The sequence below is a fragment of the Kitasatospora sp. NPDC098663 genome (assembly GCF_044760075.1).
Taxonomy (GTDB): Bacteria; Actinomycetota; Actinomycetes; order Streptomycetales; family Streptomycetaceae; genus Kitasatospora.
This window is the reverse complement of the sequence record NZ_JBIWAP010000067.1, coordinates 1-24,023: the sequence shown is the minus strand read 5'-3', so window position 1 is coordinate 24,023 and position 24,023 is coordinate 1. Positions and strand designations below refer to the sequence as shown.

The window sequence follows — 24,023 nt, the reverse complement described above, 5'->3', positions numbered from 1 at the left end:
GTGGTGGAGCCGGAGCTGATGGTGTCGAGGCCGGCCATGCAGTGCATGAGGGTGGACTTGCCGGAGCCGGAGGGGCCCATGATGGCGGTGAACTGGCCCTGCGGGAAGTTGACGCTGACGTTGTCGAGGGCCACGACGCGGGTCTCCCCGTCCCCGTAGACCTTGTTGAGGCCGGTGGCGCGGGCGGCCGCCAGGCCGGTACGGACGGCGGTTGCGGGGGTCGTCACGGGAGTGCTCCTGAGGGCGGGAACGGACATTCGGGGTTCCGTTCCATCCTCCCAATCCGTTCGAGCGCGATGCGTATGTCCCGAGGAGGGGCGACCCCCGCCGTCTCGGCGGCTCGGCGGGGGTCTTCTCCTCCTCAGGTATGACACCGATCCCTGAGGACCATGGTCCCTGGGCTGCGGACGATGGTCCCGCGCTACTCCACCGCGACGCCGAACGCACCCGCCAGCCCGAGCAGACCGTTCGTCACCGCGCGGCCCGACGGGCTGAACTGCCAGCCGCCGCCCGCGCGCTGGAACGAACCCACGAGCATCGCGCTGTCCGGCACGCCGCCGGTGCCGGCCGCCCACTCCACCGGACCGGCCGCGCCCGGACCGTACGTCGCCGCCAGGGCGACACCGTGCACGTAGCCGAGCGGCAGGGCCCGCGGCTCCTCCTCCTCGGTGGAGACGGCGACCACCACCTCGTCCACCGTGGCCGCCAGCCGCTCCAGGTCCAGGGTCAGCCGGACCGCCCGGGCCGGCTCGCCCGGCACCGAGTGGGTGGGGTGCAGCCGCACGGCGCCGTCCGGGTCCTGCGGGTTGTTGAAGAACACGAAGTGCTCGTCGCTCAGCACCCGCCCGGCGGCGCACAGGAACGCGGTGACGTCCAGCTCCACCGCGTCGCCGCCGGCCGTCCGGCTCTGCCAGCTGACCGTCAGGCTGCTGTGACGGTCCGTCGGCGCGGCCTCCGGCGCGGGCTTCTCCTGCTCCGCGGAGCCGCCGCCGAGCCGCCCCCGCAGCCCCTGCTCGGCCAGCAGCTCCACCAGCTCCGGCCCGCTGACCAGCGTCAGCGGCTTCCCCTCGATGTAGCTGTACGAGCCGCGGCCGAAGCCGGCGGTGGTCACCAGGATGCCCTTGTTCGCCCCGTGGTGCCGGACGGTCGACTCCAGGTCGCGCACGGCCGTCGGGGGCACCGTCTTGCGGTAGCGCTTGGCCTGGATCACGATCTTGCCGCCGGTGACCGGGTCCAGGTCCTCGGCGACCACGTCCACCCCGACGTCGCCGCTGCGGGCCGTGGTCATCACCCGGAAGCCGCGCAGCCGGAACAGCTCGGCGATCAGCTCCTCGAACTCGATCGGGTCCATCTCGAACAGGTCCGGGTCGCCGTCGCCGCCGTGCCCGGCCAGGCTCCCGCCGACCGTCTCCGGAAGCCGGTCCGGCCGCACCTCGTCCAGCCGCTCCGGGCGCGCCGACAGCTTGCCGCCCAGGCCCTGGAAGCAGTCCACCGGCGCCACCCGGTCCAGCGCCAGCCCGGCGAACTCGGCCCGGGAGGCGGTCAGGGTGGACAGGAAGCGCTCCGCCTCCCGGCCGGTCGCCGGGTCGATGCCCAGGACGAAGCCGTTCAGCACCACCGAGTCCAGCATCCCGTCCCGGTCCGCCCGGAACAGCTCCGCCGCCAGCCGCAGCGCCGACTGCGCCAACACCTCCCGGTACAGCGCCTTGCGCTCCGTCGCCGGGCGGGCCACCTCCGCCTCGCGGTCGTCCGTCTTCACGTACCGCACCCGGCCGGCGGCCGGCACCACGTCCGGGCCGGGCAGCTCCCAGTTCACCACCAGCTGCCGGGTCGACGCCTCCCAGGCCGCCACCAGCCGGTGCGGGAAGCCCTCCGGCCAGGCCGCCGAGGCGTACAGACCGGCGGTGAAGTACTCCTGTACCGCCTCCGGCTCGCCCGCGCGCAGCCGCCGCAGCAACTCCTCGGTACGGGCGGCGCGGTCCTCGTCCTGGCGGCGGAACTGCGCCGCCCAGGCCAGGTACTCCTGGTGGTACGCGGCCAGCCGGCGCTGCCGGTCGGCCTCCTGCGCCTGGGCGGCGTACCAGTCCTGCTCGAACCGGGCCCGGGCCTGCGCCAGGTACTGCTCGTACTGCCGCCGCACCCCCGGATTGCGCGCCTGCACCTGGTCCGGCGGCGGCACGTGGTACTTCGGGCCGGCCTGATCGGGCAGCTCCACCGGCCGGCCCAGCGGGCCCGGGTCGAACGGCGGCACCGGGCGCGGGGCCAGCAGCGCCTGCGGGCCGAACGCCGGCGCCGCCAGCCCGGCGGCCAGCAACCCGCGCAACTCCTCCACCCGGGCGTCCAGTTCGGCCGTCAGCCGGGCCGCCTCCGCCTCCCGGGACTGCTGGTAGGCCCGCTGCGCCTCCCGCTCGTTGCGGGCCGTCGCCCGCTGCTCATCCCGCTGCTCGCGCTCCAGCCGGCGCTGCTGCGCCGCCTCGGCACGCCAGCGGGCCTCCTCCCGGCGCTGCTGCTGCCGCTGCGCCTCCGCCCAGATCGCCAGCACTCCGTCGTTCCGCCGCCCCGCCACCGTCCACCCCTTCATTGCACGCCGGACCGGTCGCGCCGCCCGCCTCCCGGCCGCGCCGCCAACCGCGCCCGCAACAATAGAACGTGAACACCCCAGCGGGCCAAGCCCCGCGAGCAGCACGGCCGCACTGCACCGGTCAGTGCACCTGGGGCGTGTCCCCGGGCCGGGCGTGCCAGCGCCAGTCGGTGCGCAGCGGGCGGCCGGGCAGCGGGGTGCGGCCGGTGGCCCACAGGAGGGTCGGCCAGGGGGCGTCGGCGGGGGTGACGGGGACGTCGGGGAACAGCCGGGCCAGGACGCGGTGGCAGAGGTCGGCCGGGGGATCCCAGAGCAGGCCGAGGCCCTGGGCGACGTCGTGCAGGTGCACCAGCGTCTCGACCAGGCTCATCGCGACGAACCCGGCCGGGTCGGCGACACCCCACGGGTGGTAGGCGCGGACCTCGGGCGCGGCGGCGCGGGCGACCGCGACCATCAGCCCGCCGCTCGCCTCCAGCACCTCGACCAGCCCGTCGGGCCCGCTCGCGCGGTCGGCGCGGACGAAGTTGTTCGGCCCGCCGGGGAAGCGGCGCTCGGTGGCGAAGGGGACGTACCGCTCGCGCGGCGGGGCGGCCGGGCCGAGCTGGGCGGCGTAGGCGAGCAGGTCGTCGGCGAGGTGCTCGACGGTGGTCCAGCAGTCCCAGGCGACCGTCCCGGCGGGCCGGGACCAGTCGGCGTCCGCGGGCGCCTCGCGCAGGGCGGCGGCGGCGAGCCGGAGGACGAGCGCGAGGTCGTCGGCGGTGACGGGGGACTGGGTGGCGGGCTCGGGCGTCATGGTCGCGGAGGCTAGCAGGGGGCACTGTCAGGGGCCGCACTTGTCAGGGGTGGCGGGTACTCTGCACTGGTTCGAGAGGGAGGGATGCCCGTGACGATCGCACCGCAGCACCACCCGGACCGGCCCGCCGGCTGGGTCTCCACCGGGCTGAGCTGGCACGAGGGCCGCGCCCTGCTCGGCGCCGTGCGCGGCGGCCAGGCGCACGAGCGGGCCGTCACGCCCGGCACGGAGGTCGGCTGGCTGCTGGGCGGGCCGCGCCGCTGCACCGGCGCCTGGCTGGCCGGGGCGACGGAGCGCACCCCGTGCCCGCACCACGCGGTGATCGCGCCGGACGGCGCCGCGGTGCAGTGCCCGGCCTGCCAGAGCGTCGACCGCGGCCTGGCCCTCGCCCGGGACCAGATCCTCGACGACGGCCGGACGTACCTGCTCTACCTCGCCTGGTTCGGCGACGGCCTGCTGAAGGTCGGCCTGACCGCCGAACAGCGCGGCGACAGCCGACTGCTCGAACAGGGCGCGCTGGCCTACGCGTTCACCGCCCGGGGCGGGCTGCCGGCCATCCGGCGCGCCGAACTCACCGTCGCCGCCTCCGGGTTGGCGCGCGAGCGGTTCAAGGCCAGGCTGAAGACCGAGCACTGGTGGGCGCACGGCGACGAGCCGTACCGCCGGGCCGTGCTGGCCGAGGCCCGGACGCAGGCGCACCGCCTGCTGGCCGGCCACGCGCTGGAGCTGCCGGCCGAGCGCCCGGTGGTCGACCACGTGGCGCGGTTCGGGCTGTCCGGCGGCGCCCCGGAGGTGTACCGGCAGGTCGGCGGCCTGGCCGACGGGGCGGTGATCGCGGGCACCCTGCGGCCGCCGGTGGGCCGCCACCTGTTCCTGGACCAGGCCGACGGCTCGGGGCCGCTGCTGCTGGACACCCGGCTGCTCACCGGCTGGACGCTCGCGCCCGTCTCCGGCCGTCCGACGTCCGGGGTGGCCCTGGAGGAGCGGGTCCGCCCGCCGGAGCCGGACACCCAGGAGGCGCTTTTCTAGGGCGAATCCGGGGCACCGGGAGTGGCTCCCCGCGGGCGGTGGGGCCGAGGCTCAGCCCAGTCTGCTGCGCACTCCGCCCGGGCCGGAGTGGGCCCGGCGGGACAGCGGCGGCCGGGACGGGCGGACGTCGGCGCGCGGGGCGGGCTCGCCCTCGGCGGTGCGCCGGGCGAGTGCGGCCCGGGCGGCGGCCAGGGCCACGCGGGTGAGCAGCGGGTCCTCCTGGACGCCGGCGGACCGTTTGGCCGCCTGGCAGTGCGAGCACCAGACCGGGGAGGCGGGCCCGTCCGGGTATGCCATGCTCTCGGGCGGCAGGTAGTGTGCGCCGCACTCGACACACTCGAAGACCAGCCTCATCCGGCGATCACCGTCCCGGATCCGTGGCACCGACCGCAGGGCGACCAGAAGGTGTGGATCCTCGGCACCATGCTCCCTTCCTCGTCCCGTTCGACCGTGGCTTCGGTCTTCTGGGTCCCCCCGGACCCGCCGCAACCGGAACAGGACTGAACCTCGGGCATATGCCGTCCTTCCGTAGCGGAGGACCACGGTAGCGCGAATTCCCGGGCGCGGGCGCCGGACCTGACGATCCACCACCCCTCGGGGGAGCGTGCGAATGCCCCGCACGCCGTACTGCACGCCGTCGGCCCCGTGCCCGGGGGCACGGGGCCGTTCGGAGCGGTCCGTCAACCGCGCGCGGCCCGCAGGAATTCGCGGTTCATCGCGGCGATGCTGGGCAGCGGGATGCCCTTGGGGCAGGCGGTGGCGCACTCGCCGGTGTTGGTGCAGCCGCCGAAGCCCTCGGCGTCCATGGCCGTGACCATGTCCCGCACCCGGGAGGCGCGCTCCGGCGCGCCCTGGGGGAGCACGTTGAGGTGGACCACCTTGGCGGAGGTGAACAGCATCGCCGAGCCGTTCGGGCAGGCCGCCACGCAGGCGCCGCAGCCGATGCACTCGGCGTGCTCGAAGGCGGTGTCGGCGGCCTCCTTGGGGACGGGCGTGGCGTGCGCGTCGGGGGCGCTGCCGGTGGGGGCGGAGATGTAGCCGCCGGAGCCGATGATCCGGTCGAAGGCGGAGCGGTCCACCACCAGGTCCTTGACCACCGGGAAGGCCGCCGCCCGCCACGGCTCGACGTCGATGGTGTCGCCGTCCCGGAAGTGCCGCATGTGCAGCTGGCAGGTGGTGGTCCGCTCGGGGCCGTGGGCCTGGCCGTTGATGACCATGCCGCAGGCGCCGCAGATGCCCTCGCGGCAGTCGTGGTCGAAGGCGACGGGCTGGTCGCCGCTGGTGATCAGCTCCTCGTTGAGGCTGTCGAGCATCTCCAGGAAGGACATCTCGGGGCTGATGCCGCCGACCTGGTAGGTCGTCATCGACCCGGGGGCGTCCGGGCCCGGCTGGCGCCAGATGCGCAGGGTGAGGTTCATGCGTAGCTCCGCTGGGTGGGGTGGACGTACGCGAAGTCGAGGGCCTCGCGGTGGAGGACGGGGGCGGCGCCGGTCCCGGTGAACTCCCAGGCGGCGGCGTAGCCGTACTCCTCGTCGCGCCGGGCGGCCTCGCCGTCGGGCGTCTGGCTCTCGGTGCGGAAGTGGCCGCCGCAGGACTCGGCGCGGTGCAGGGCGTCCAGGCACATGAGTTCGGCGAGCTCGAAGTAGTCGACGAGCCGGTTGGCCTTCTCCAGCGACTGGTTGAGCTCCTGCCCGGTGCCGGGCACCTTGATCCGGCGCCAGAACTCCTCGCGCAGCTGCGGGATCCGCGCCAGGGCCCGGCGCAGTCCGGCCTCGTCGCGGGCCATCCCGCACTCGTCCCAGAGGAGTTCGCCGAGTTCGCGGTGGAAGGAGTCGGGGGTGCGGTCGCCGTCCACCGCGAGGATGAGGTTCAGCCGGTCCTCGACCTCGGCCTCGGCCTCGGTGACCGCCGGGTGGTCGGCGGGGACGGCGGGCAGCGGGTTGCGGGCCAGGTAGTCGTTCAGGGTGGGCGGCAGGACGAAGTAGCCGTCGGCGAGGCCCTGCATGAGCGCGCTGGCGCCGAGCCGGTTGGCGCCGTGGTCGGAGAAGTTGGCCTCCCCGACGGCGAACAGGCCGGGGACGGTGGTCTGCAGGTCGTAGTCGACCCAGAGTCCGCCCATCGTGTAGTGGATCGCGGGGTAGATCCGCATCGGCACCCGGTACGGGTCCTCGGCGGTGATCCGCTCGTACATGTCGAACAGGTTGCCGTACTTGGCGGCGACGGCGTCCCGGCCCAGCCGGCGGATGGCGTCGGCGAAGTCCAGGTAGACGCCCTGCCCGCCGGGGCCGACGCCGCGGCCCTCGTCGCAGACGTTCTTGGCGGCCCGGGAGGCGATGTCGCGCGGCACCAGGTTGCCGAAGGCCGGGTAGATCCGCTCCAGGTAGTAGTCCCGCTCGTCCTCGGGGATCTCGGCCGGCGGCCGGGTGTCGCCCTTCGCCCTGGGCACCCAGATCCGGCCGTCGTTGCGCAGCGACTCGCTCATCAGGGTGAGCTTGGACTGGTGGTCGCCGGAGCGCGGGATGCAGGTGGGGTGGATCTGGGTGAAGCACGGGTTGGCGAAGTGGGCGCCGCGCCGGTGGGCCCGCCAGATCGCGGTGGCGTTGGAGTTCTTGGCGTTGGTGGAGAGGTAGAAGACGTTGCCGTAGCCGCCGCTGGCGAGGACCACGGCGTCGGCGGTGTGGGTGCTGATCGCGCCGGTGACCAGGTCGCGGGCGACGATGCCGCGCGCCCGGCCGTCGACGACCAGCAGGTCGAGCATCTCGGTGCGCGGATGCATCTCCACGTTCCCGGCGGCGATCTGCCGGGACAGCGCCTGGTACGCGCCGAGCAGCAACTGCTGGCCGGTCTGGCCGCGCGCGTAGAAGGTGCGGGAGACCTGCACGCCGCCGAAGGAACGGGTGTCCAGCAGGCCGCCGTACTCGCGGGCGAACGGGACGCCCTGGGCGACGCACTGGTCGATGATCTCGACCGACACCTGGGCGAGCCGGTGCACGTTGGACTCGCGGGCGCGGAAGTCGCCGCCCTTCACGGTGTCGTAGAACAGCCGGCGGATCGAGTCGCCGTCGTTGCGGTAGTTCTTGGCCGCGTTGATGCCGCCCTGGGCGGCGATCGAGTGCGCCCGCCTCGGGGAGTCCTGGAAGCAGAACTGGACGACGTGGTAGCCCTGTTCGGCCAGGGTGGCGCCGGCCGCGCCGCCGGCCAGGCCGGTGCCGACCACGATCACGGTGTGCTTGCGCCGGTTGGCCGGGTTGACCAGCTTGGCCTCGAACCGCCGCTGGTCCCAGCGCTGTTCGATCGGCCCGGCGGGGGCCTTGGTGTCGGCGACGGGCTCGCCGACGGTGTAGTCCAGGTAGCTCATTTGACGACTCCGAACATCACGGCCACGGGGACGGACAGGAATCCGGCGGTCAGCACGAGCGCCAGGCCGTTGGCGGTCAGCTTGAGCACCCGGTCCCGGCGGGCGTTGTTGGCACCGAGGGTCTGCGCGGCGCTCCAGAAGCCGTGCCGGATGTGCAGGCCGACGGCGAGCATCGCGACGACGTAGATCAGGCAGCTGTACCACTGGCCGAAGGAGGCCACGATGTTCTGGTACGGGCGGCCGTGTTCGGCGGCGGGGTTCACGGTCAGCGTGGTCAGGTCGAGGATGTGCCAGACGATGAACAGCGCCAGGATCACCCCGCCCCAGCGCATGGTCCGGGTCGCGTAGCTCGCCCGGCGGCGCTTGTGGACGTACTTGCTCGGCCGGGCGGCGAGGTCGCGGCGGCTGAGCTGGTAGGCCGAGACGCCGTGCAGCACGACGGCGGCCAGCAGGCCGAAGCGGGCGATCCACAGGAACCACTCGTGCCCCAGGAACGGCTGGCCGATGGTGCGCAGCCAGGCCGCGTAGCCGTTGATGTCGTCCGGGCCGGCGAACACCTTGAGGTTGCCCAGCATGTGCGCGACCAGGTAGAGCAGCATGGCCAGTCCGGTGACGGCCATGACCGCCTTCTTGCCGACGGTCGACCGCCAGAGCGTCGCCAGGGTGGACGGATGCCGGGCCGTCCGAGTCGCGGTTGTCATGGCTGCAACGGTAGGGACGGCCACCAGGGTACGTCCAAGACATGCTGCGGCTCGTCACGATAGGTGCCGACTATCGATGCGGCCTATCCTGGCCGTGTGCAGTTCCAGCAGCTCCGCTACTTCCTGGCCGTCGCCGAGACCCGCCACTTCACCCGGGCCGCCGAGGCGGCACACGTCGCCCAGCCCTCGCTCTCCCAGCAGATCCGTTCATTGGAGAGGGAGTTGGGCGCCGAGCTGTTCCACCGCACCCGGGGAAACATCGCCCTGACCGACGCCGGGGAGGCGCTGCTGCCACTGGCCCGGCGCATCCTCGCGGACACCGAGAGCGCCCGGCTGGCCGTCCAGGAGACGGTCCAGCTGCGCCGCGGCCGGGTCCGGCTGGGTGCGCCGCCGAGCCTGTGCACCAGCCTGGTGCCGGACGTGCTGCGGGCGTTCCGGGACCGCCACCCGGGGGTGGCACTGGCGGTCCGCGAGGGCGGCTCGCGCGACCTGGTCCGCTCGCTGGCGGCGGGGGAGCTGGACCTCGCGCTGATCATCACCCCGCCGAGCGGGGAGGCCGCACCGGCGCTGGCCGTCACCGAGCTGCTGCACGAGGAACTGGTGCTGGTCTCAGCCGAGCGGCAGACCCGGCGCAAGGCGCGGGTGGCGGAGCTGCGGGGGCGGCCGCTGGTGATGTTCCGGGAGGGCTACGACGTCCGGGAGGCGACGTTGGCGGCCTGCCGGGCGGCCGGCTTCGAGCCGGAGTTCGCGGTGGAGGGCGGCGAGATGGACGCGGTCCTCGGCTTCGTCCGGGCCGGGCTCGGGCCCGCGGTCGTCCCCGGGATGGTCGCGGCCCGCTCGGGCCTCGCGGTGACGCCCTTCGCCGGGCCGGGCCTGGGCCGCACCATCGCCGTCGCACACGGCCACGAGGTGCCGCCCACCCGGGCCGCCGAGGCCCTGCGCACGACCCTGCTGGCGCATCTGCGCGAGGCCGCCGGGTCCGGCGAACTCCCGCCGGGGACACGCCTGTTGCTGTGACGGGGAGGGGCGCCGGATGCGACCCTCCCCGTCGACGGGCGGATCAGGCCGGCAGGACGGCCTCGATCGCGGCGGTCAGCTCGTCCGACTCCGGCTCGACCCGCGGCCGCAGGCGGGCGGCCACGGTGCCGTCGGGGGAGACCAGGAACTTCTCGAAGTTCCAGCTGACGTCCCCGGTCTCGCCCTCGGCATCGGCGACCTGGGTCAGCTGCCGGTACAGCGGGTGCCGGTCGTCGCCGTTGACGTCGATCTTCTCGAACAGCGGGAAGGTGACGCCGTAGGTGGTGGAGCAGAAGGTCTGGATCTCCTCGGCGCTGCCCGGCTCCTGCCCGGCGAACTGGTTGCAGGGGAAGCCCAGCACGGTGAACCCGCGTGCGGCGTACCGCTGCTGGAGCTGCTCCAGGCCGGTGTACTGCGGGGTCAGGCCGCACTTGGAGGCGACGTTGACGATCAGCAGCGCCTTGCCCTTGTACTCGGCCAGCGAGGTGGGCTCGCCAGTGAGGGTGCGCAGCGGGATGTCGTACAGGCTCACGGGGGTGGTCCTTTCGGCAGGTGTGCGGAACAGGGTGTCGCCGAGCCACCGTAGTGGCCGCGACCACCTGGACCGGGCCCGACCTACCGGTCTTGCGGCAGATCGGCCCCGAAGGTGGAGAAGTCGGCGCTCGACCAGTGCTCGGGGCGCATCCGGAGCGTGATGTCGGCGGCCAACTGTTCCCGGGCGGAGGCCAGGTAGTCGCGCGTGGCCCCGGGTGACAGGTAGCGGTTCGCGAGGGCGGCCCACTCGTCCGGGTCGAGCCGCTCCTCGACCGCCACCACCGGGCCCTCGACGCTCACGTACGCGGCCGGGTGCTGCTCGTGCTGGGCGCGGGCGTCACCCGGTTGGTACCCGGCGGGTTCGCGGGCCACTCGGGGGGCCTGCGTCCGCCCCGAGCGGCCCACGGCGGGGTCAGAGCGCGAGCGGCTTGACGGCGGTCGGCGCGTGCTCCGGGAGGGTGGCGATCTCCTCCCACTCGTTGACCTTGTCGATGTCGGCGGCGGCCATCGAGATGTTGGTGACCCGCTCCAGGATCGCCTCGACGACGACCGGGACGCGGAACTCGGCGGCGAGCTTCTTGGCCTCCTCGAAGGCCGGCAGCAGGCCCTCGGGCTCGGTGACCCGGATCGCCTTGCAGCCCAGGCCCTCGGCGACCCGGACGTGGTCCACGCCGTAGACGCCCAGCTCCGGCGCGTTGATGTTCTCGAACTCCAGCTTGACCTGGAAGTCGATGTCGAAGTTGCGCTGCGCCTGGCGGATCAGGCCCAGGTACGCGTTGTTCACGAGCACGTGGACGTACGGGATGCGGTGCTGGGCGCCGACGGCCAGCTCCTCGACCATGAACTGGAAGTCGTAGTCGCCGGAGAGCGCGACGACCTGGCCCTCGGGGTCGGCGGTGGCGACGCCGAGCGCGGCCGGGATGGTCCAGCCGAGGGGGCCGGCCTGACCGCAGTTGATCCAGTGCCGCGGCCGGTAGACGTGCAGCAGCTGCGCGCCGGCGATCTGGGAGAGGCCGATGGTGGTGACGTAGCGGGTGTCCGGGCCGAACGCCCTGTTCATCTCCTCGTAGACGCGCTGCGGCTTGAGCGGCACGTCGTCGAAGTGGGTGCGGCGCTGGAGCCGGGCCTTGCGGTCCTGGGTGGTGGCGGCCCACTCGCTGCGGTCCTTGAGCCGCCCGGCGGCCTTGAGCTCCTGGGCGATCTGGAGGAAGAGCTCCAGCGCGGCCTTGGCGTCGGAGGCGATGCCGAGGTCGGGGGCGAAGATCCTGCCGATCTGGGTGGGCTCGACGTCGACGTGGACGAACGTGCGGCCCGCGGTGTAGACGTCCAGGCCGCCGGTGTGGCGGTTGGCCCAGCGGTTGCCGATGCCCAGGACGAAGTCGGAGGCGAGGAAGTTCTCGTTCCCGTAGCGGTGCGAGGTCTGGAGGCCGACCATGCCGGCGTTCAGCTCGTGGTCGTCGGGGACGATGCCCCAGCCCATCAGGGTCGGGACCACGGGGACGCCGGTCAGCTCGGCGAACTCCCGCAGCAGTTCGGCGGCGTCGGCGTTGATGACGCCGCCGCCGGCGACGATCAGCGGGCGCTCCGATTCCTGGAGCAGGGCGAGGGCCTTCTCGATCTGGATCCGGTTGGCGGCCGGCTTGTAGACGGGGAGCGGCTGGTAGGCCTCGGGGTCGAAGTCGATCTCGGTCAGCTGGACGTCGATCGGCAGGTCGATCAGGACGGGGCCGGGACGGCCGGAGCGCATCAGGTGGAAGGCCTGCTGGAACACGCCGGGGACCTGCGCGGCCTCCAGCACGGTGGTGGCGGCCTTGGTGACGGGCTTGGCGATCGAGGCGATGTCGACGGCCTGGAAGTCCTCCTTGTGCAGGCGGGCGACGGGGGCCTGGCCGGTGATGCACAGGATCGGCACGGAGTCGGCGATCGCCGAGTACAGGCCGGTGATCATGTCGGTGCCGGCCGGGCCCGAGGTGCCGATGCAGACGCCGATGTTGCCGGCCTTGGCGCGGGTGTAGCCCTCGGCCATGTGGGAGGCGCCCTCGACGTGCCGGGCGAGCGTGTGCCTGATCCCGCCGGAGGCCTTGAGCGCGGCGTAGAACGGGTTGATGGCCGCGCCCGGCACGCCGAACGCGACGTCAACGCCTTCGAGCTTGAGGATCTCCACGGCCGCGCGGGCGGCTGTCATACGAGGCATCGGGTCTCTCCTGCGTCGGCCCGCAGTGGGTCGGAGGGCTCATCTCCAGAATTCCACCATACGGAAGAATGATTTCTGTATGCGGAAATACGGTACGACTGGGCTCGCGGGGCGTCAAGGGGAGGTTCAACAGAATGTGGAAGTCGGCCCCGGGAGTGAAACCCCAGGTCGTCGCGGGCGTCCGGGGCGGGGAGGCGGAGCCGGGTTCGCACAGGTGGGCGCAGATCGTGCTGGTGTGCCCGGGGAACCGGCCGTTCCGCGCCGGAAAGCGCGGCCGGTGTGCAGTGCGGGTGAAGGGACGGTGCCCGAGGTCGGCCCACCCCGCACCCCTGGGTACCGTCGGTGGCACGCCGGGCCCGTGATGTCCGACTGAGGCCGCGGCAAGGGGGATTCGGGACGGTCCGGGAGCGGGGGAGCTCCGGCGGCCGGTCCCGTCCAGGACCAGCGCGCCCGGTCCGCCGCACCCGAGCGAGGGACGCACCCCCTGGCCGCACCGACCCGACACCCGCCGCCGCCGTCCGGTCCGCCCGAACCTGCGGCCGTACCGCTGTCGCCTTCTCCGTGCGGTCCACCTCCCTTCCCGCTCCTCACCCCCCTGTGCCCCCCTCGCCCCCTGTGACGGCGTGCCCGCAGCGGCGGGCGCGCGAAAGGAACGCCGCCATGCGCTGTCTCCCTGCCCGCCCCCCGGTGGTGACCGGGTGAGCCGAACGCCCCGCCGCCGCAAGGCCTCGCCGGGCCACCCCGGCAAGGCCGCCCCGCCGGGCCGCCGCCGGCCCCCGCTCGCCGTGCTGCGCGCCGTCCCCTGGCGCTACGACCTGCCCGCCTCGCTGGTGGTGTTCCTGGTCGCCCTGCCGCTGTGCGTCGGGGTGGCGGTCGCCTCCGGCGTCCCCGCCGAACTGGGCCTGGTCACCGGCATCGTCGGCGGCCTGGTCGTCGGCCTCCTGCCCGGCAGCAGCCTCCAGGTCAGCGGCCCGGCCGCCGGGCTGACCGTCCTGGTCTACGACGCCGTCCAGCGCTTCGGCGTCACCGCCCTCGGCCTGCTCGTCCTCGGCACCGGGCTGCTCCAGATCGCGATGGGAGCCCTCCGGCTCGGCCGCTGGTTCCGCGCGATGTCCGCCTCGGTGGTGCACGGCATGCTGGCCGGCATCGGACTGACCCTGCTGTTCGGCCAGTTGTACGCGCTCGCCGACCGCCGCGCCCCGGCCACCGGGCCGGAGAAGATCGCCGGACTGCCCGACCTGCTGGCGGACGTGGTCACCGGCGTGGCCACCCCGAGCGCGGTCGCCCTGGGACTGGCCACCCTGCTCGTGCTGGTCGGCTGGAAGTACGTGCCCGGGCCCGTCGCCCGCGGCGTCCCCGCGCCGCTGGCCGCGGTCGGGCTGGCCGCCGCCGTCACGGCCGCCGCCGACCTGCCGGTGGCGAGGGTCCGGGTGTCCGGCCTGCTCGACATCGTCCACCTGCCCGACCGTGCCGCGCTCGGCGCGGTGGCGGGCACCGCCGGTCTCGGTACGGTCGTCGCCTTCACCCTGATCGCCTCCGCCGAGACGCTGTTCAGCGCCGCCGCCGTCGACCGGATGCACCACGGCCGGCGCACCGACTACGACCGCGAGCTGACCTCCCAGGGCATCGGCAACACCGTCTGCGGGCTGCTCGGCGCCCTTCCGATGACCGCGGTGATCGTCCGCAGCGCGGCCAACGTCCAGGCGGGGGCGCGGACCAAGGCCTCGCGCACCCTGCACGGGCTCTGGCTGCTGCTGTTCACCGCGCTGCTGCCCGGCGTGCTCGGGCTCGTCCCGCTCACCGCGCTGGCCGCCGTCCTGGTCCACGCCGGCGCCAAGCTCGTCCCGCTGCGGCGGATCGCCGCGCTCTGCCGCGACCACCGGGGCGAGGCGCTGGTGCTCGCGGTGACCGCGAGCGCCATCATCGCCACCGACCTGTTCGAGGGTGTGCTGATCGGCATCGGCCTGGCCGTGGCCAAGTCCGCCTGGCAGACCTCGCACCTGCAGATCGGCCTGGAGGAACTGGTCCTGCCGTCCGGCGAGGCCCTGCAGCGCGTCCGGCTCAGCGGCAACGCGACCTTCCTGCGGCTGCCCCGGCTGCTGGACGCCCTGGAACGGCTGCCGGCCGACCGGCCGGTGGAACTCGACTGGTCCGGGCTGCGCCACCTGGACCACGCCTGCACGGTGGCCCTCACCGCGTGGGCCGCCCAGCACCGGGCCCGCTCCACTGCTCCGCTCGCGGTCGAACCGCCGCTGCCGACCGTGGTGTGAGGACGGGCGGGCGCGGTCCGGGCCTGTCGACGGACTGACCCCGCACAGTCAGTCCGTCGTGCCGTCCGGGCGTCCGTCGTGCTCAGCCGTCCGTCGGGCGGGTGCTCAGCCGGTCTGGCCCTGGTGTGCCCCGGCCGGGGCGGGCTGGGCGGCCGGCTCGGCCGTGGAGCGCCGGGCCAGCAGCCGGTCCAGGGCGTAGGGGCCGGAGCCGAGCACCGCGATGGCGAGGAAGGCCCAGCAGAACATGACGGAGGGTTCGCCACCGTTCTGCAGCGGCAGCAGGGAGTGCTCCTGGTGGACGGTGAAGTAGGCGTACGCCATCGAGCCGGAGCAGAGCAGGGCGGCGGTCCGGGTGCCGACGCCGAGCAGCACCAGGGCGCCGCCGACCAGTTGGATCAGCGCGGCCCACCAGCCGGGCCACTGGCCGAGCGGGACGGTGCCGCCGCCCTTGGCGCCGCCGAGGACGCCGAAGAGCGAGGCGGCGCCGTGGCAGGCGAAGAGCAGCCCGACGACGACCCGGAAGGCCGTCAGGACGAGCGGGCGGGCGGCCTCGGCCGCCTGCTGGGGAGAGGTGGGAAGGTTCGCGGGCATGGGGAAACGCCTCCTGTGGGGGGAGGAGGGGGTACGGGGCGGTAAGGGTACCCTTGGTCTAGTCCACTTGGCAATGCTCCGTCAGATCCCACGTGTGCGACCTTCGCGGCGGATCTTGACCGACCGTTCTGGAAAGGGTTAGCGTCCACCCATGGCGCGAACGAAGGAATTCGACCCGGACGCCGTGCTCCAGTCGGCCCTTGAGCTGTTCTGGCGGCGCGGTTACGAGGCGACCTCGATGGCCGACCTGGTCGAGGAGCTCGGGATCGCCCGGGCGAGCATCTACGCCACCTTCGGCAGCAAGCACGAACTGTTCCTGCGGGCGCTGGAGCGGTACGGCGAGCAGGCCGACCCGGTGCTGCTGGCCGAGCTCTCCCAGCCCGGCCCGGTGCTGCCGGCCGTCCGCGCGCTGGTCCGCCGGTTCGCGGCGGAGTCCGCCGAGGACGGGCTGAAGCGCGGGTGTTTCATCACCAACACCGCCGTCGAGCTCGCCGCGCACGACCCCTCGGCGGCCCGCCGGGTGGAGGCCGGCCTCGGCCACCTGGAGACGGTGCTGACTGCCGCCCTGGTCCGGGCCGAGGCGCAGGGCGAACTGCCCGCCGGGCGGGATCCGAGGTCGCTGGCCCGGATGCTGCTGGTGCTGTTGCAGGGCGTGCGGGTGCTGGGCCGGACCGCCGACGGCGCGTCCCGGGTGCGGGACGCCGCCGAGCAGGCGCTGGTGCTGCTCGACTGACGGATCGTGGGGCGATGGCGGGGTGGCGATGGGGGTCGCCTCTTGCCGTCCCGATACTGGACCGAACGGTCATGATGGAGAGGGGGACTTCCGTGAGTGCGCCACGGCCTTCGCGGCGGCGGGCGCCGCCCTGGCGCTGACCGCCCTCGCCGTCGCCATACCGGCGTGGGCGACTCCCGAAGCCACCACAGGGACCGACACCGCACCAGAACGCACCATCCAGATCAAGGAGCACCTCTCATGACCACGCGTTTCATCGGCAAGTCCGTCCTGGTCACCGGCGGCGGCAGCGGTATCGGACGGGCCGTGGCGCTCGCCTTCGCCCGGGAGGGCGCCCGGGTCGCGGTCGCGGGCCGCAGCGCGGGCCCGCTCGCCGAGACGGTCGAGCTGATCGAGCAGGCGGGCGGCGAGGCCGTCGCGCTGACGGGTGACGTGGCGGACGGTCAGGACGCCGCCCGGCTGGTCCGGGAGACCGTCGAACTCCTCGGCGGCCTGGACGTCGCCGTCAACAACGCCGGGGTGTTCGGCGCCGTCGGCCCGGTCGCCGACATCGACGAGGACGAGTGGCACCGGGTGTTCGCGGTCAACCTGACCGGCACCTGGCTCGCCATGAAGCACCAGATCGGCCACATGCGGGCCCACGGCGGCGGCGCGATCGTCAACGTCTCGTCCAACCTCGGCGTCCACATGCGGGTGCCCGGCCTCGGCGCCTACGCCGCCAGCAAGGCCGCCGTCACCGCGCTGACCCGCAGCGCCGCCCTCGACCACATCGCGGACGGCGTCCGGATCACCATGGTGAGCCCCGGCCCGGTGGACACCAGCATGTCCACCCGGCCCGGCGAGAACGCCGACGACAAGGCCGCGCGGATGAAGGACAGCCTCCCCGTCGGCCGGGCGGGTGCGGTCGAGGAGGTCGCCGCCGCGGTGCTGTACCTGGCCTCGCCCGAGGCGGGCTTCACCGTCGGCGCCGACCTGGTCCTGGACGGCGGTGCCACCGCCTGATCCACCCGTGGCCCAACGGCAGCGCGGCGCACCGCCGTTGGGCCACCGTCTGATCCGCCCATGGCCCAACGGCCGTGCTGTGTGCCGCCGTTGGGCCATCAGGTCACCGCTCGGCCAGTGCGTCCCTGGCCTCCTCGGTCCGGGCCCGGGCCACCACGAGGTCCTCGTCGAACTCGACGACCAGCACGTCCGGCCCGGTGAACCAGCGGCAGCCGCGGCCGAGCCGGGGCAGCTCCGCCAGCCCCTCCGGTACCTCCACTCCACACTCGGCGAACACGCTCAACTCGTCGTCCTGCAACAGCTTCTCCACCATCACCATCGCCGCCGCGGCCGTCGAGAAACGCTCCTCCCAGGGTTCCCAGTGCTCCGTCGACTTGTCCGCGAGGTCGAGCCGGCCCACCGTCGGCGGATCGTCCTGGTCGAGGTCGGCCAGCAGGACGCCCCAGTTCGCGCACGCCTGGTTCTCCACCTGGTACACCAGGGCGCCGTCCAGGACGAACAGTTCCTCCGGTGGCAGCAGCCGGTTGTGGTTGCCGGTGAGGTCCTCCCGGCGGCCGAACAGCAGGTACGCCTCGCGCAGCGCGGCCGGCAGCCGCAGGCCCAGGCGCCCTTCGGCGGCGTCGAGTTCGGCGTCCGCGAAGCCGTCCCCGGGCCGCAGCGGCTCGCCCCAGTAGGCGGCGAAGCCCTCGACCAGCGCCCGGGCGCCCGCGCGATCCCGCAGGGATTCGGCCATCGCGGCCCGGATGTCGAATTCGGTGTCGTCCATCCGGGAACCGTACGACGCCCCACCGACAGTCCGGGGCGACCGGAGGGCGTACCGGAACGGGCGGGGGCGCGCCGCGCATCCCGCCCGCCCACGACCGGCCGGGGACGCGCCCCAACGCCCGTCCGCCCACGACCGGCCGAATCTGACGCGAACGCGTAATCCCACCGACACCCGTTGCTCACCCCGGGGTTTCCGACCCGTCGTGTGGGCAGGACACGGTTTCGGCCGGAACCGACACAACGAAAGGCGGGACGCGCAAACCCATGCCGACCGCACCACACACCAAGCCCCACCCGGGCCGCCGAAGCCGCTGGGGTGAGCACGGCCTCGCCTGGGCCTTCCTGCTGCCCTCCCTGGTGGTCTTCGTCCTCTTCATCGGCTACCCGCTGGGACGGACCATCTACCTGAGCGGACACGCCAACGACCTGTTCGGCGCGCCCTCGCGCTACGTCGGGCTGAAGCACTACACCGAGTTGCTGACCTCGGCGGACTTCCGGCGCACGCTCGCCACCACCGCCCTGTTCACGCTGCTCACCGTGGTGCCCGGCGTGCTGGGCGCGCTGGTGCTGGTGCTGCTCCTGGAGAACCGGATCCGGGGCGTGCGGCTGCTGCGCTCCGCGTTCGCGCTGCCCTTCGCCTTCTCGGTGGCCAGCGCGTCCGTGGTCTTCGCGGTGTTCTTCAACCCCGCCAGCGGGGTGCTCAACGGCCTGCTCTCGCACGTCGGGCTGGGCCCGATCGGCTGGCTGACCGACTCCCGGTACGCGCTGGTCTCGGTGGCCGTCACCACGGTGTGGATGAGCCTCGGCTACAACGTGCTGGTGCTGTCCGCCGGCATCGGCTCGATCCCCGGCGAGATCCTGGAGGCCGCGCGGATCGACGGCGCCTCGGGGCTGCGGCTGGCCCGTTCGATCACCGTGCCGATGCTCGGCCCGAACCTGTTCTTCCTGACCGTGGTCTCCACCGTCCACTCGCTGCAGAGTTTCGGCCAGATCCACATCCTCACCAAGGGCGGCCCCGACGGCGCCACCCGGACCCTCGTCTACTCCGTCTACGAGAAGGCCTTCGCCTACGGCTCCAGCGACTTCGGCACCGCGAGTGCCCAGGCCGTGGTGCTGCTCGTGGTCGTCCTCGCCTGCACGGCCGTCCAGTTCGGCGTCCTGGAGCGGAAGGTGCACTACGCATGACCGTGACCGCCACCGAGGCCGGGCCCGGGGCCCACGACGGGGCCGCCGCGCCGCGCCCGCGCCCCCGGGTGCTGGCCGGCCGCTCGCCGCGCGACCTGCTCGGCCGCGCCGCCGTCTACCTGCTGCTCGCCGTCGCCCTCGTCACCGTGGCCTTCCCGGTGTACTACGCGATCGCCGGCGCCTTCATGAGCCCGTCCGAACTCTCCTCCTACCCGCCGGCGCTGGTGCCCCACTCGGTCACCGGGCGGAACTTCGCCGGCGCCGTCGACACCGTCCCGCTGGCGAGGCAGTACGCCAACTCGGCGATCGTGGCGACCGTCATCACGCTCGCCCAGCTGTTCACCTCGGTCCTCGCCGCGTACGCCTTCGTGTTCCTGCCGCTCAAGGCGCGGGCCGTGGTGTTCGGGGTGTTCCTGGCGACGCTGATGGTCCCGTGGGAGGCCATCATCATCCCCAACTACCTGACGCTGTCCGGCTGGGGGCTCGGGAACACCTACTTCGGCCTGGTGCTGCCCTTCCTCGCCTCCGGCTTCGGCACCTTCATGCTGCGGCAGGCCTTCCGGCAGCTGCCCGGTGAACTGCGCGACGCCGCGCGGATCGACGGCGCGGGCCACTGGCGGTTCCTGTGGCGGATCGTCGTCCCGCTCAACAAGCCGGCCCTGGCGGCGCTGTCGATCTACGTCTTCCTGTCCGCCTGGAACCAGTACTTCTGGCCGCTCATCATCACCCGCACGGCCAACATGCAGACCCTGCAGATCGGCCTCACCTCGCTGCGCGACTCCGAGATGTCCGACCCGGGCCTGATCCTGGCCGGCGTCGTGCTCTCCCTGCTGCCCACGCTCGCCCTGGTGGTCTTCGGCCAGCGCTTCATCGTCCGCGGTCTCACCGCGGGCGCCGTCCGCTGACCCGCTCCGCCGCTTCCTCCCGCTCCTTTGAGCACGTCCCTCCCGACAGAGAGAGAACCCTCCCGTGAAGAAGAGTGCCCGCGCGCTCGCGGCCCTGCTGGTGGCCGGCCTGTCCCTGACCGCCTGCAGCTCCGGCGACTCCACCTCCGGCTCCGGCGGCTCCTCCGACGCCGCCCCCGGCGCCCAGGCGCTCGACCAGGCCTCGGGTGTCACCGGCGTCGAGTTCTGGCACTCGATGACGGGGAAGAACGCCGAGGTCCTCACCGGGTTGGTCAGCCAGTTCAACGCCGCCCACCAGGGCAAGATCGAGGTCAAGGCGCAGTTCCAGGGCAAGTACGACGACCTGGTCGCCAAGTACAAGGCCGCGGTGCAGCAGAAGGGCACCCCCGCCCTGGTGCAGGTCTACGACATCGGCACCCGGTTCATGATCGACTCCAAGCAGACCGTCCCGGCCCAGGCCTTCGCCGACAAGGACGGTTTCGCCCTCGACGACCTCGACCCGAACATCCGCAACTACTACTCCGTCGGCGGCAAGCTCGTCTCGATGCCGTTCAACTCCTCGATGCCGCTGCTCTACCTCAACGCCGACGCCTTCAAGGAGGCCGGTCTCGACCCGGCGCAGCCGCCCAAGGACCTCGCCGAACTCGGTGAGCTGGCGAAGAAGCTGACGAAGAAGGACGCCGACGGCAAGACCGTCCGCTACGGCTTCGGCGCCGCGATCTACGGCTGGTTCGTCGAGCAGCTGCTCGCCGAGTCCGGCACCATGTACTGCGACCAGGACAACGGCCGTACCAACAAGGCCGGCAAGGCCGTCTTCGACTCCGCCCAGGGCGCGCAGGTCGTCCAGTGGTGGGCCGACCTCGTCAAGGGCGGCTACGCGGCCAACACCGGCCGCAACACCGACGACGCCCAGGCCGCGTTCAAGGCCGGCACCGTCGCCATGCACCTGGAGTCCACCGGCGTGCTGCGCGGCTACACCGAGGCCGCCAAGTTCGCCGTCGGCACCGCGGCGTTCCCCAACGTCGCCGCCACCGACCAGGGCGGCCCGGTTATCGGCGGCGCCTCGCTGTGGATCAGCGGCCCCGGCCACTCCGACGCCGAGAAGCGCGCCGCCTGGGAGTTCGAGAAGTTCGTCACCGCCCCCGAGCAGCAGGCCGCCTGGCACACCGGCACCGGCTACTTCCCGGTCAACCGCAAGGCCCTGGACGACCCCAAGGACAAGGAGTGGGTGGCCAAGTACCCGCAGTTCCAGACGGCCATCGAGCAGCTCAAGGCCACCAAGCCCTCCCCGGCCACCGCCGGCTGCCTGCTCGGCGTGATGCCGCAGGCCCGCAAGGGCGTCGAGACCGCCATCGAGCAGACCATCGCCGGCTCCAAGACCGCCCAGCAGGCCCTGGCCGACGCGGCCAAGGAGCTCCAGCCCGCCATCGACAGCTACAACAGCTCCGTGAGCTGACCACCTCCGCGCCCCACGACGGCCCGCCCGGCGCAGCACGCGCCCGGCGGGCCGTCGCCGTCCGGGACCGCTGTTCGGGACCGCTGTTCGGGACCGCCGTGGGGGAGCGCCGGTCAGGGCTCAGCCGTCGGCGTCCGCCCCCGGGATCTCCGAGAAGAGGAAGATCCCGGCCAGGATGAGCGCGGCCCCCACGTACTGCCAGACGTCGATGCGCTCGCCCAGGAGCGCCACGGCGAAGGCGAGTCCGAACACCGGGATGATGTTGAGCAGGACGCCCGCCGTGGTGACCGGGGTCCGCGTCACGGCGTAGTTGTACATCAGGAAGGCGCCGGCCAGCCCGCCGCCGCAGACGCCGGCCGCGACGATCCAGTGCAGCGGGCGGGCGTCGTCGGTGACGAGGCTGCCGCTGATGACCCACTGGCCCGCGAACAGCGGCAGGGAGAAGAGCAGGCCGAAGCCGAACTGGTAGGCCGTGGCGACGAGCGGATCGGTCTCCCTGACGATGCGTCCGGTGACGATGGTGGCCGCCGCGGCGGCGAACGTCCCGGCCAGCACCAGGAGATCCCCCACACCGAGCCCCAGCAGGGCGTGGCTCCCGCCCAGCGCGGCGACGCCGACCGCGCCCAGCACGACGCCGCCGACACCGCGCAGCGTGGGTGCCCGGCGGCTGATCACCGCGGCCAGCGCGACGACGAAGCACGCCTCGGAGCCGCGGAGGATCGACGCCTGGGTGGCGTCGATCCGCGCCATCCCCAGCCCGATGGCCCCGTACCCCACCATCGGCTCGAACAGCCCGAGGAGGGCGAGGCGCTTCAACTGGTCGCGCGACGGGCGCCGGTGGCCGCCCCGGTACAGCAGGACGGCCCACGGCAGGGCGGCGGCGGTGAGGAGGGAGACGGCGAGCACCGTCATGACGGGAAGTCCCTGGATGGAGTACTTCTCCGCGGTGGTCCACAGGCCCCAGATCGCCGAGGCCCCGATCAGCGTCAGCGTCCCTCCCGGGTGGCGGACGGCGTTGCCGAGCACGCCGGTGCCGGAGCCCCGGGGCGCGGGCGGCAGGGTGGGGTCCGGCTGGCGCGGGGTGGGCTCGGAGACCATGGGCCGGTGGTTCCCTTCGGCGGGGGCGGTCAGTCCTCGGTGCTCTTGGGCGGGTAGGTGTGCGCGATGCCCCACGGGTCGGTCACGGTCCCGTTCCCGTTCAGGTAGGTCGGGCCGATGGGCACCTTGCCGTGGCCGCCGGGGATGTCGAGCACGTAGGTGGGCTGGCACAGGCCCGACACGCGGCCGCGCAGGCTGCGGGCGAGCGCCTGCCCCTCCTTGACGGTGGTGCGGAAGTGGCTGGTGCCCACGGCGAGGTCGCCGTGGTGGAGGTAGTAGGGCTTGACCCGGTTGACGATCAGGGTGCGGAACAGGTCCTCCAGCGCCTCGGGGGTGTCGTTGACCCCCTTGAGCAGCACCGTCTGGCTGACCAGCGGGATGCCGGAGCCGGCCAGCAGCCGCAGCGCGCGCCGCGCGCCGTCGCCGATCTCCTGGCTGTGGTTGGTGTGCACGACGACCCAGACCGGCGTGTCCATGGTGAGGGCTTCGACGAGGTCCTCGGTCACCCGGTCCGGGTCCACCACGGGCACGCGGGTGTGGAAGCGGATCACCTTGACGTGGTCGATCCCGTCGAGGGCCCGGAGGATCGGCCGCAGGCGGTCGGGCGACATGATGAACGGGTCGCCGCCGGTGAAGATCACCTCCCAGATCTCCGGGTGGGAGCGGATGTAGTCCAGCGCGGCGGCGAGTTGGGACTCCTTCAGCATCGAGTCGCCGGGGCCGACCACTTCCCGGCGGAAGCAGAACCGGCAGTACACCGGGCACACCAGGACGGGCTTGAGCAGCACGCGGTCCGGGTAGCGGTGGGTGACGCCCTTCACCGGGGTGAAGGGATCGTCGCCGATGGGGTCCTCCCGCTCCTCCGGCAGCGAGGTCAACTCGTCCTCGGTGGGCACGAACTGACGGGCCACCGGGTCGTCCAGCCCGACGATGCGGCTGCGCATCGCCGGTGTGATGCTCAACGCGTACCGTTTGGCGACATCGGTGATCGCCGCGACCTGATCCTCCTGGATCAGGTGCTGTGCGAGCAGTTCCTTGGGAGTGCGGATCGGGCGCGAACCGGCCATGGGTTCAACTCCTGGAGAGAAACCGAATGGGGATCGTTCAGCGAGCGGGCACGGAGGTGACCGGGGAGAATCCGGGAACGCACATCGGCGGACAGGGGAATTCCGGGGGGCGATAGCGCCGAGGGGCCGCGATGGGCGGCTTCGGAGGACGATCCGGCGGCGAAAGCCAGTCGGGACGGGTCCGTTTGTCCCTCAACTGAAGGCCGACAATCAAGGACGCTACCCTCGGTGGTCTGAACGCGTCAAGGATCGCCTGCGGCGGCGTCCGGAGCCCCGGGTAATCGATTGGTGACGATCGATTCCGGCGCCGACAAAAGGCCGTTAAGTCGTTAAGCCGTTAAGGCGGCAAGCTGTTAAAGCGTTAAGGCGTCAGGCCGAGAGGGCTTCGCCGTCCTCCGGGAGCGCGCACACGGCCGCCAGCTCGTCGAGCGAAAGATCCAGTGCGAACGCCAGTGCGGCGATGGTGAAGAACGACGGCGTCGGCGCCCGTCCGGTCTCGATCTTGCGCAGCGTCTCCGCCGAGACGCCGGCCACCGCCGCCACCTCGACCATGCTGCGCGCGCCGCGCGCCTCGCGCAGCAGCGCCCCGAAGCGCTCCCCGCGCTCGCGCTCCCACGGGGTCAGCGGAGTCCTCACCATGTTGTCGATACTAGTGCTGCTCCGCGCAAGTTCGTGGAGGGGTCAGGCCCATTCCTTGAGTGGAGTGCCCTGGTAGGTCCAGTGGAACGGGCGGGCATGTTCGTT

The 24,023-nt window shown here is 73.0% G+C and carries 23 protein-coding genes; 8 read left to right on the top strand and 15 right to left on the bottom strand.

From position 1 onward, the window contains the following. The 3 genes from ACIQVZ_RS39195 to ACIQVZ_RS39185 form a co-directional block, all read right to left on the bottom strand. Nucleotides 1-257 (bottom strand): ATP-binding cassette domain-containing protein (locus tag ACIQVZ_RS39195; protein ID WP_402456955.1); only part of this gene is annotated, 257 nt, incomplete at its 3' end. A gap of 164 nt (nt 258-421) precedes the next feature. Next, the gene (locus tag ACIQVZ_RS39190) at nt 422-2,566 is read right to left on the bottom strand and encodes a restriction endonuclease (protein ID WP_350885959.1); all 2,145 of its coding nucleotides are present in this window, start codon (nt 2,564-2,566) and stop codon (nt 422-424) included. 136 nt (nt 2,567-2,702) lie between these two features. After that, nucleotides 2,703-3,374: a maleylpyruvate isomerase N-terminal domain-containing protein gene (locus ACIQVZ_RS39185; RefSeq protein WP_402456952.1), complete on the bottom strand. Its 672-nt coding sequence runs from the start codon at nt 3,372-3,374 to the stop codon at nt 2,703-2,705. 90 nt (nt 3,375-3,464) lie between these two features. Between ACIQVZ_RS39185 and ACIQVZ_RS39180 the strand changes: the two genes are divergently transcribed. Then, entirely contained in the window at nt 3,465-4,403 is a 939-nt protein-coding gene (locus ACIQVZ_RS39180; protein WP_402456949.1) for a DUF2797 domain-containing protein, read from the top strand. Between the two features lie 51 nt (nt 4,404-4,454). Here ACIQVZ_RS39180 and ACIQVZ_RS39175 read toward each other — a convergent pair whose 3' ends face one another. The 4 genes from ACIQVZ_RS39175 to ACIQVZ_RS39160 all read right to left on the bottom strand — a co-directional run bounded on the left by ACIQVZ_RS39175 (nt 4,455) and on the right by ACIQVZ_RS39160 (nt 8,462). Further along, a complete protein-coding gene (locus ACIQVZ_RS39175; protein ID WP_402456948.1) occupies nt 4,455-4,757 on the bottom strand; it encodes a hypothetical protein in 303 nt (100 codons plus the stop codon). A gap of 326 nt (nt 4,758-5,083) precedes the next feature. Next, nucleotides 5,084-5,821, bottom strand: a complete 738-nt coding sequence (locus tag ACIQVZ_RS39170; RefSeq protein ID WP_350885969.1) for a succinate dehydrogenase/fumarate reductase iron-sulfur subunit — start codon at nt 5,819-5,821, stop codon at nt 5,084-5,086. Further along, the gene (locus tag ACIQVZ_RS39165) at nt 5,818-7,761 is read right to left on the bottom strand and encodes a fumarate reductase/succinate dehydrogenase flavoprotein subunit (RefSeq protein WP_402456945.1); all 1,944 of its coding nucleotides are present in this window, start codon (nt 7,759-7,761) and stop codon (nt 5,818-5,820) included. The genes ACIQVZ_RS39170 and ACIQVZ_RS39165 overlap by 4 nt, the downstream gene beginning before the upstream one ends. After that, nucleotides 7,758-8,462 carry a succinate dehydrogenase cytochrome b subunit gene (locus tag ACIQVZ_RS39160; protein WP_402456943.1) on the bottom strand — a complete coding sequence of 235 codons (705 nt, stop codon included), beginning with the start codon at nt 8,460-8,462 and terminating at the stop codon, nt 7,758-7,760. The genes ACIQVZ_RS39165 and ACIQVZ_RS39160 overlap by 4 nt, the downstream gene beginning before the upstream one ends. 96 nt (nt 8,463-8,558) lie before the next feature. Here ACIQVZ_RS39160 and ACIQVZ_RS39155 point away from each other — a divergent pair, with 96 nt between their 5' ends. Continuing rightward, nucleotides 8,559-9,479: a LysR family transcriptional regulator gene (locus ACIQVZ_RS39155; protein WP_402456940.1), complete on the top strand. Its 921-nt coding sequence runs from the start codon at nt 8,559-8,561 to the stop codon at nt 9,477-9,479. A gap of 43 nt (nt 9,480-9,522) precedes the next feature. Here the strand turns inward: ACIQVZ_RS39155 and ACIQVZ_RS39150 are convergent, their stop codons facing one another. The 3 genes from ACIQVZ_RS39150 to gcl form a co-directional block, all read right to left on the bottom strand. Beyond that, nucleotides 9,523-10,011: a glutathione peroxidase gene (locus ACIQVZ_RS39150; protein WP_350885977.1), complete on the bottom strand. Its 489-nt coding sequence runs from the start codon at nt 10,009-10,011 to the stop codon at nt 9,523-9,525. Between the two features lie 83 nt (nt 10,012-10,094). Further along, on the bottom strand, nt 10,095-10,385 hold the full coding sequence (locus ACIQVZ_RS39145; RefSeq protein ID WP_402456938.1) for a hypothetical protein: 291 nt from the start codon (nt 10,383-10,385) through the stop codon (nt 10,095-10,097). 40 nt (nt 10,386-10,425) lie between these two features. After that, nucleotides 10,426-12,207, bottom strand: a complete 1,782-nt coding sequence (gene gcl / locus ACIQVZ_RS39140; protein WP_402456935.1) for a glyoxylate carboligase — start codon at nt 12,205-12,207, stop codon at nt 10,426-10,428. Nucleotides 12,208-12,992: 785 nt separating this feature from the next. Between gcl and ACIQVZ_RS39135 the strand changes: the two genes are divergently transcribed. Then, complete coding sequence (locus ACIQVZ_RS39135) at nt 12,993-14,477, top strand: SulP family inorganic anion transporter (protein ID WP_402456958.1); 1,485 nt, start codon at nt 12,993-12,995, stop codon at nt 14,475-14,477. A gap of 105 nt (nt 14,478-14,582) precedes the next feature. Here ACIQVZ_RS39135 and ACIQVZ_RS39130 read toward each other — a convergent pair whose 3' ends face one another. After that, nucleotides 14,583-15,068 (bottom strand): DoxX family protein, encoded by a 486-nt coding sequence (locus ACIQVZ_RS39130; RefSeq protein ID WP_350885983.1) that lies wholly within the window; start codon nt 15,066-15,068, stop codon nt 14,583-14,585. Between the two features lie 151 nt (nt 15,069-15,219). Here ACIQVZ_RS39130 and ACIQVZ_RS39125 point away from each other — a divergent pair, with 151 nt between their 5' ends. Both ACIQVZ_RS39125 and ACIQVZ_RS39120 read left to right on the top strand, forming a co-directional pair. After that, complete coding sequence (locus ACIQVZ_RS39125; RefSeq protein WP_350885985.1) at nt 15,220-15,801, top strand: TetR family transcriptional regulator; 582 nt, start codon at nt 15,220-15,222, stop codon at nt 15,799-15,801. Between the two features lie 240 nt (nt 15,802-16,041). Beyond that, complete coding sequence (locus ACIQVZ_RS39120) at nt 16,042-16,803, top strand: glucose 1-dehydrogenase (RefSeq protein WP_350885987.1); 762 nt, start codon at nt 16,042-16,044, stop codon at nt 16,801-16,803. A gap of 103 nt (nt 16,804-16,906) precedes the next feature. Here ACIQVZ_RS39120 and ACIQVZ_RS39115 read toward each other — a convergent pair whose 3' ends face one another. Further along, nucleotides 16,907-17,569 (bottom strand): SMI1/KNR4 family protein, encoded by a 663-nt coding sequence (locus tag ACIQVZ_RS39115; protein ID WP_402456931.1) that lies wholly within the window; start codon nt 17,567-17,569, stop codon nt 16,907-16,909. Nucleotides 17,570-17,832: 263 nt separating this feature from the next. On the opposite strand from ACIQVZ_RS39115, the gene ACIQVZ_RS39110 reads away from it, so the two are divergent. From ACIQVZ_RS39110 to ACIQVZ_RS39100, 3 genes are all read left to right on the top strand, one after another. Continuing rightward, nucleotides 17,833-18,753: a sugar ABC transporter permease gene (locus ACIQVZ_RS39110; RefSeq protein ID WP_350885991.1), complete on the top strand. Its 921-nt coding sequence runs from the start codon at nt 17,833-17,835 to the stop codon at nt 18,751-18,753. Then, entirely contained in the window at nt 18,750-19,658 is a 909-nt protein-coding gene (locus ACIQVZ_RS39105) for a carbohydrate ABC transporter permease (RefSeq protein ID WP_402456928.1), read from the top strand. The genes ACIQVZ_RS39110 and ACIQVZ_RS39105 overlap by 4 nt, the downstream gene beginning before the upstream one ends. Before the next feature lie 64 nt (nt 19,659-19,722). Next, nucleotides 19,723-21,114 (top strand): ABC transporter substrate-binding protein, encoded by a 1,392-nt coding sequence (locus tag ACIQVZ_RS39100; protein WP_402456925.1) that lies wholly within the window; start codon nt 19,723-19,725, stop codon nt 21,112-21,114. Nucleotides 21,115-21,234: 120 nt separating this feature from the next. Here the strand turns inward: ACIQVZ_RS39100 and ACIQVZ_RS39095 are convergent, their stop codons facing one another. The 3 genes from ACIQVZ_RS39095 to ACIQVZ_RS39085 form a co-directional block, all read right to left on the bottom strand. Beyond that, the gene (locus ACIQVZ_RS39095; protein ID WP_402456923.1) at nt 21,235-22,212 is read right to left on the bottom strand and encodes a DMT family transporter; all 978 of its coding nucleotides are present in this window, start codon (nt 22,210-22,212) and stop codon (nt 21,235-21,237) included. A 29-nt stretch (nt 22,213-22,241) separates the two neighbouring features. Continuing rightward, the gene (locus ACIQVZ_RS39090; RefSeq protein WP_350885999.1) at nt 22,242-23,279 is read right to left on the bottom strand and encodes a lysine-2,3-aminomutase-like protein; all 1,038 of its coding nucleotides are present in this window, start codon (nt 23,277-23,279) and stop codon (nt 22,242-22,244) included. A gap of 369 nt (nt 23,280-23,648) precedes the next feature. Continuing rightward, entirely contained in the window at nt 23,649-23,918 is a 270-nt protein-coding gene (locus ACIQVZ_RS39085; protein WP_063346085.1) for a helix-turn-helix domain-containing protein, read from the bottom strand. Between the last annotated feature and the right edge of the window lie 105 nt (nt 23,919-24,023).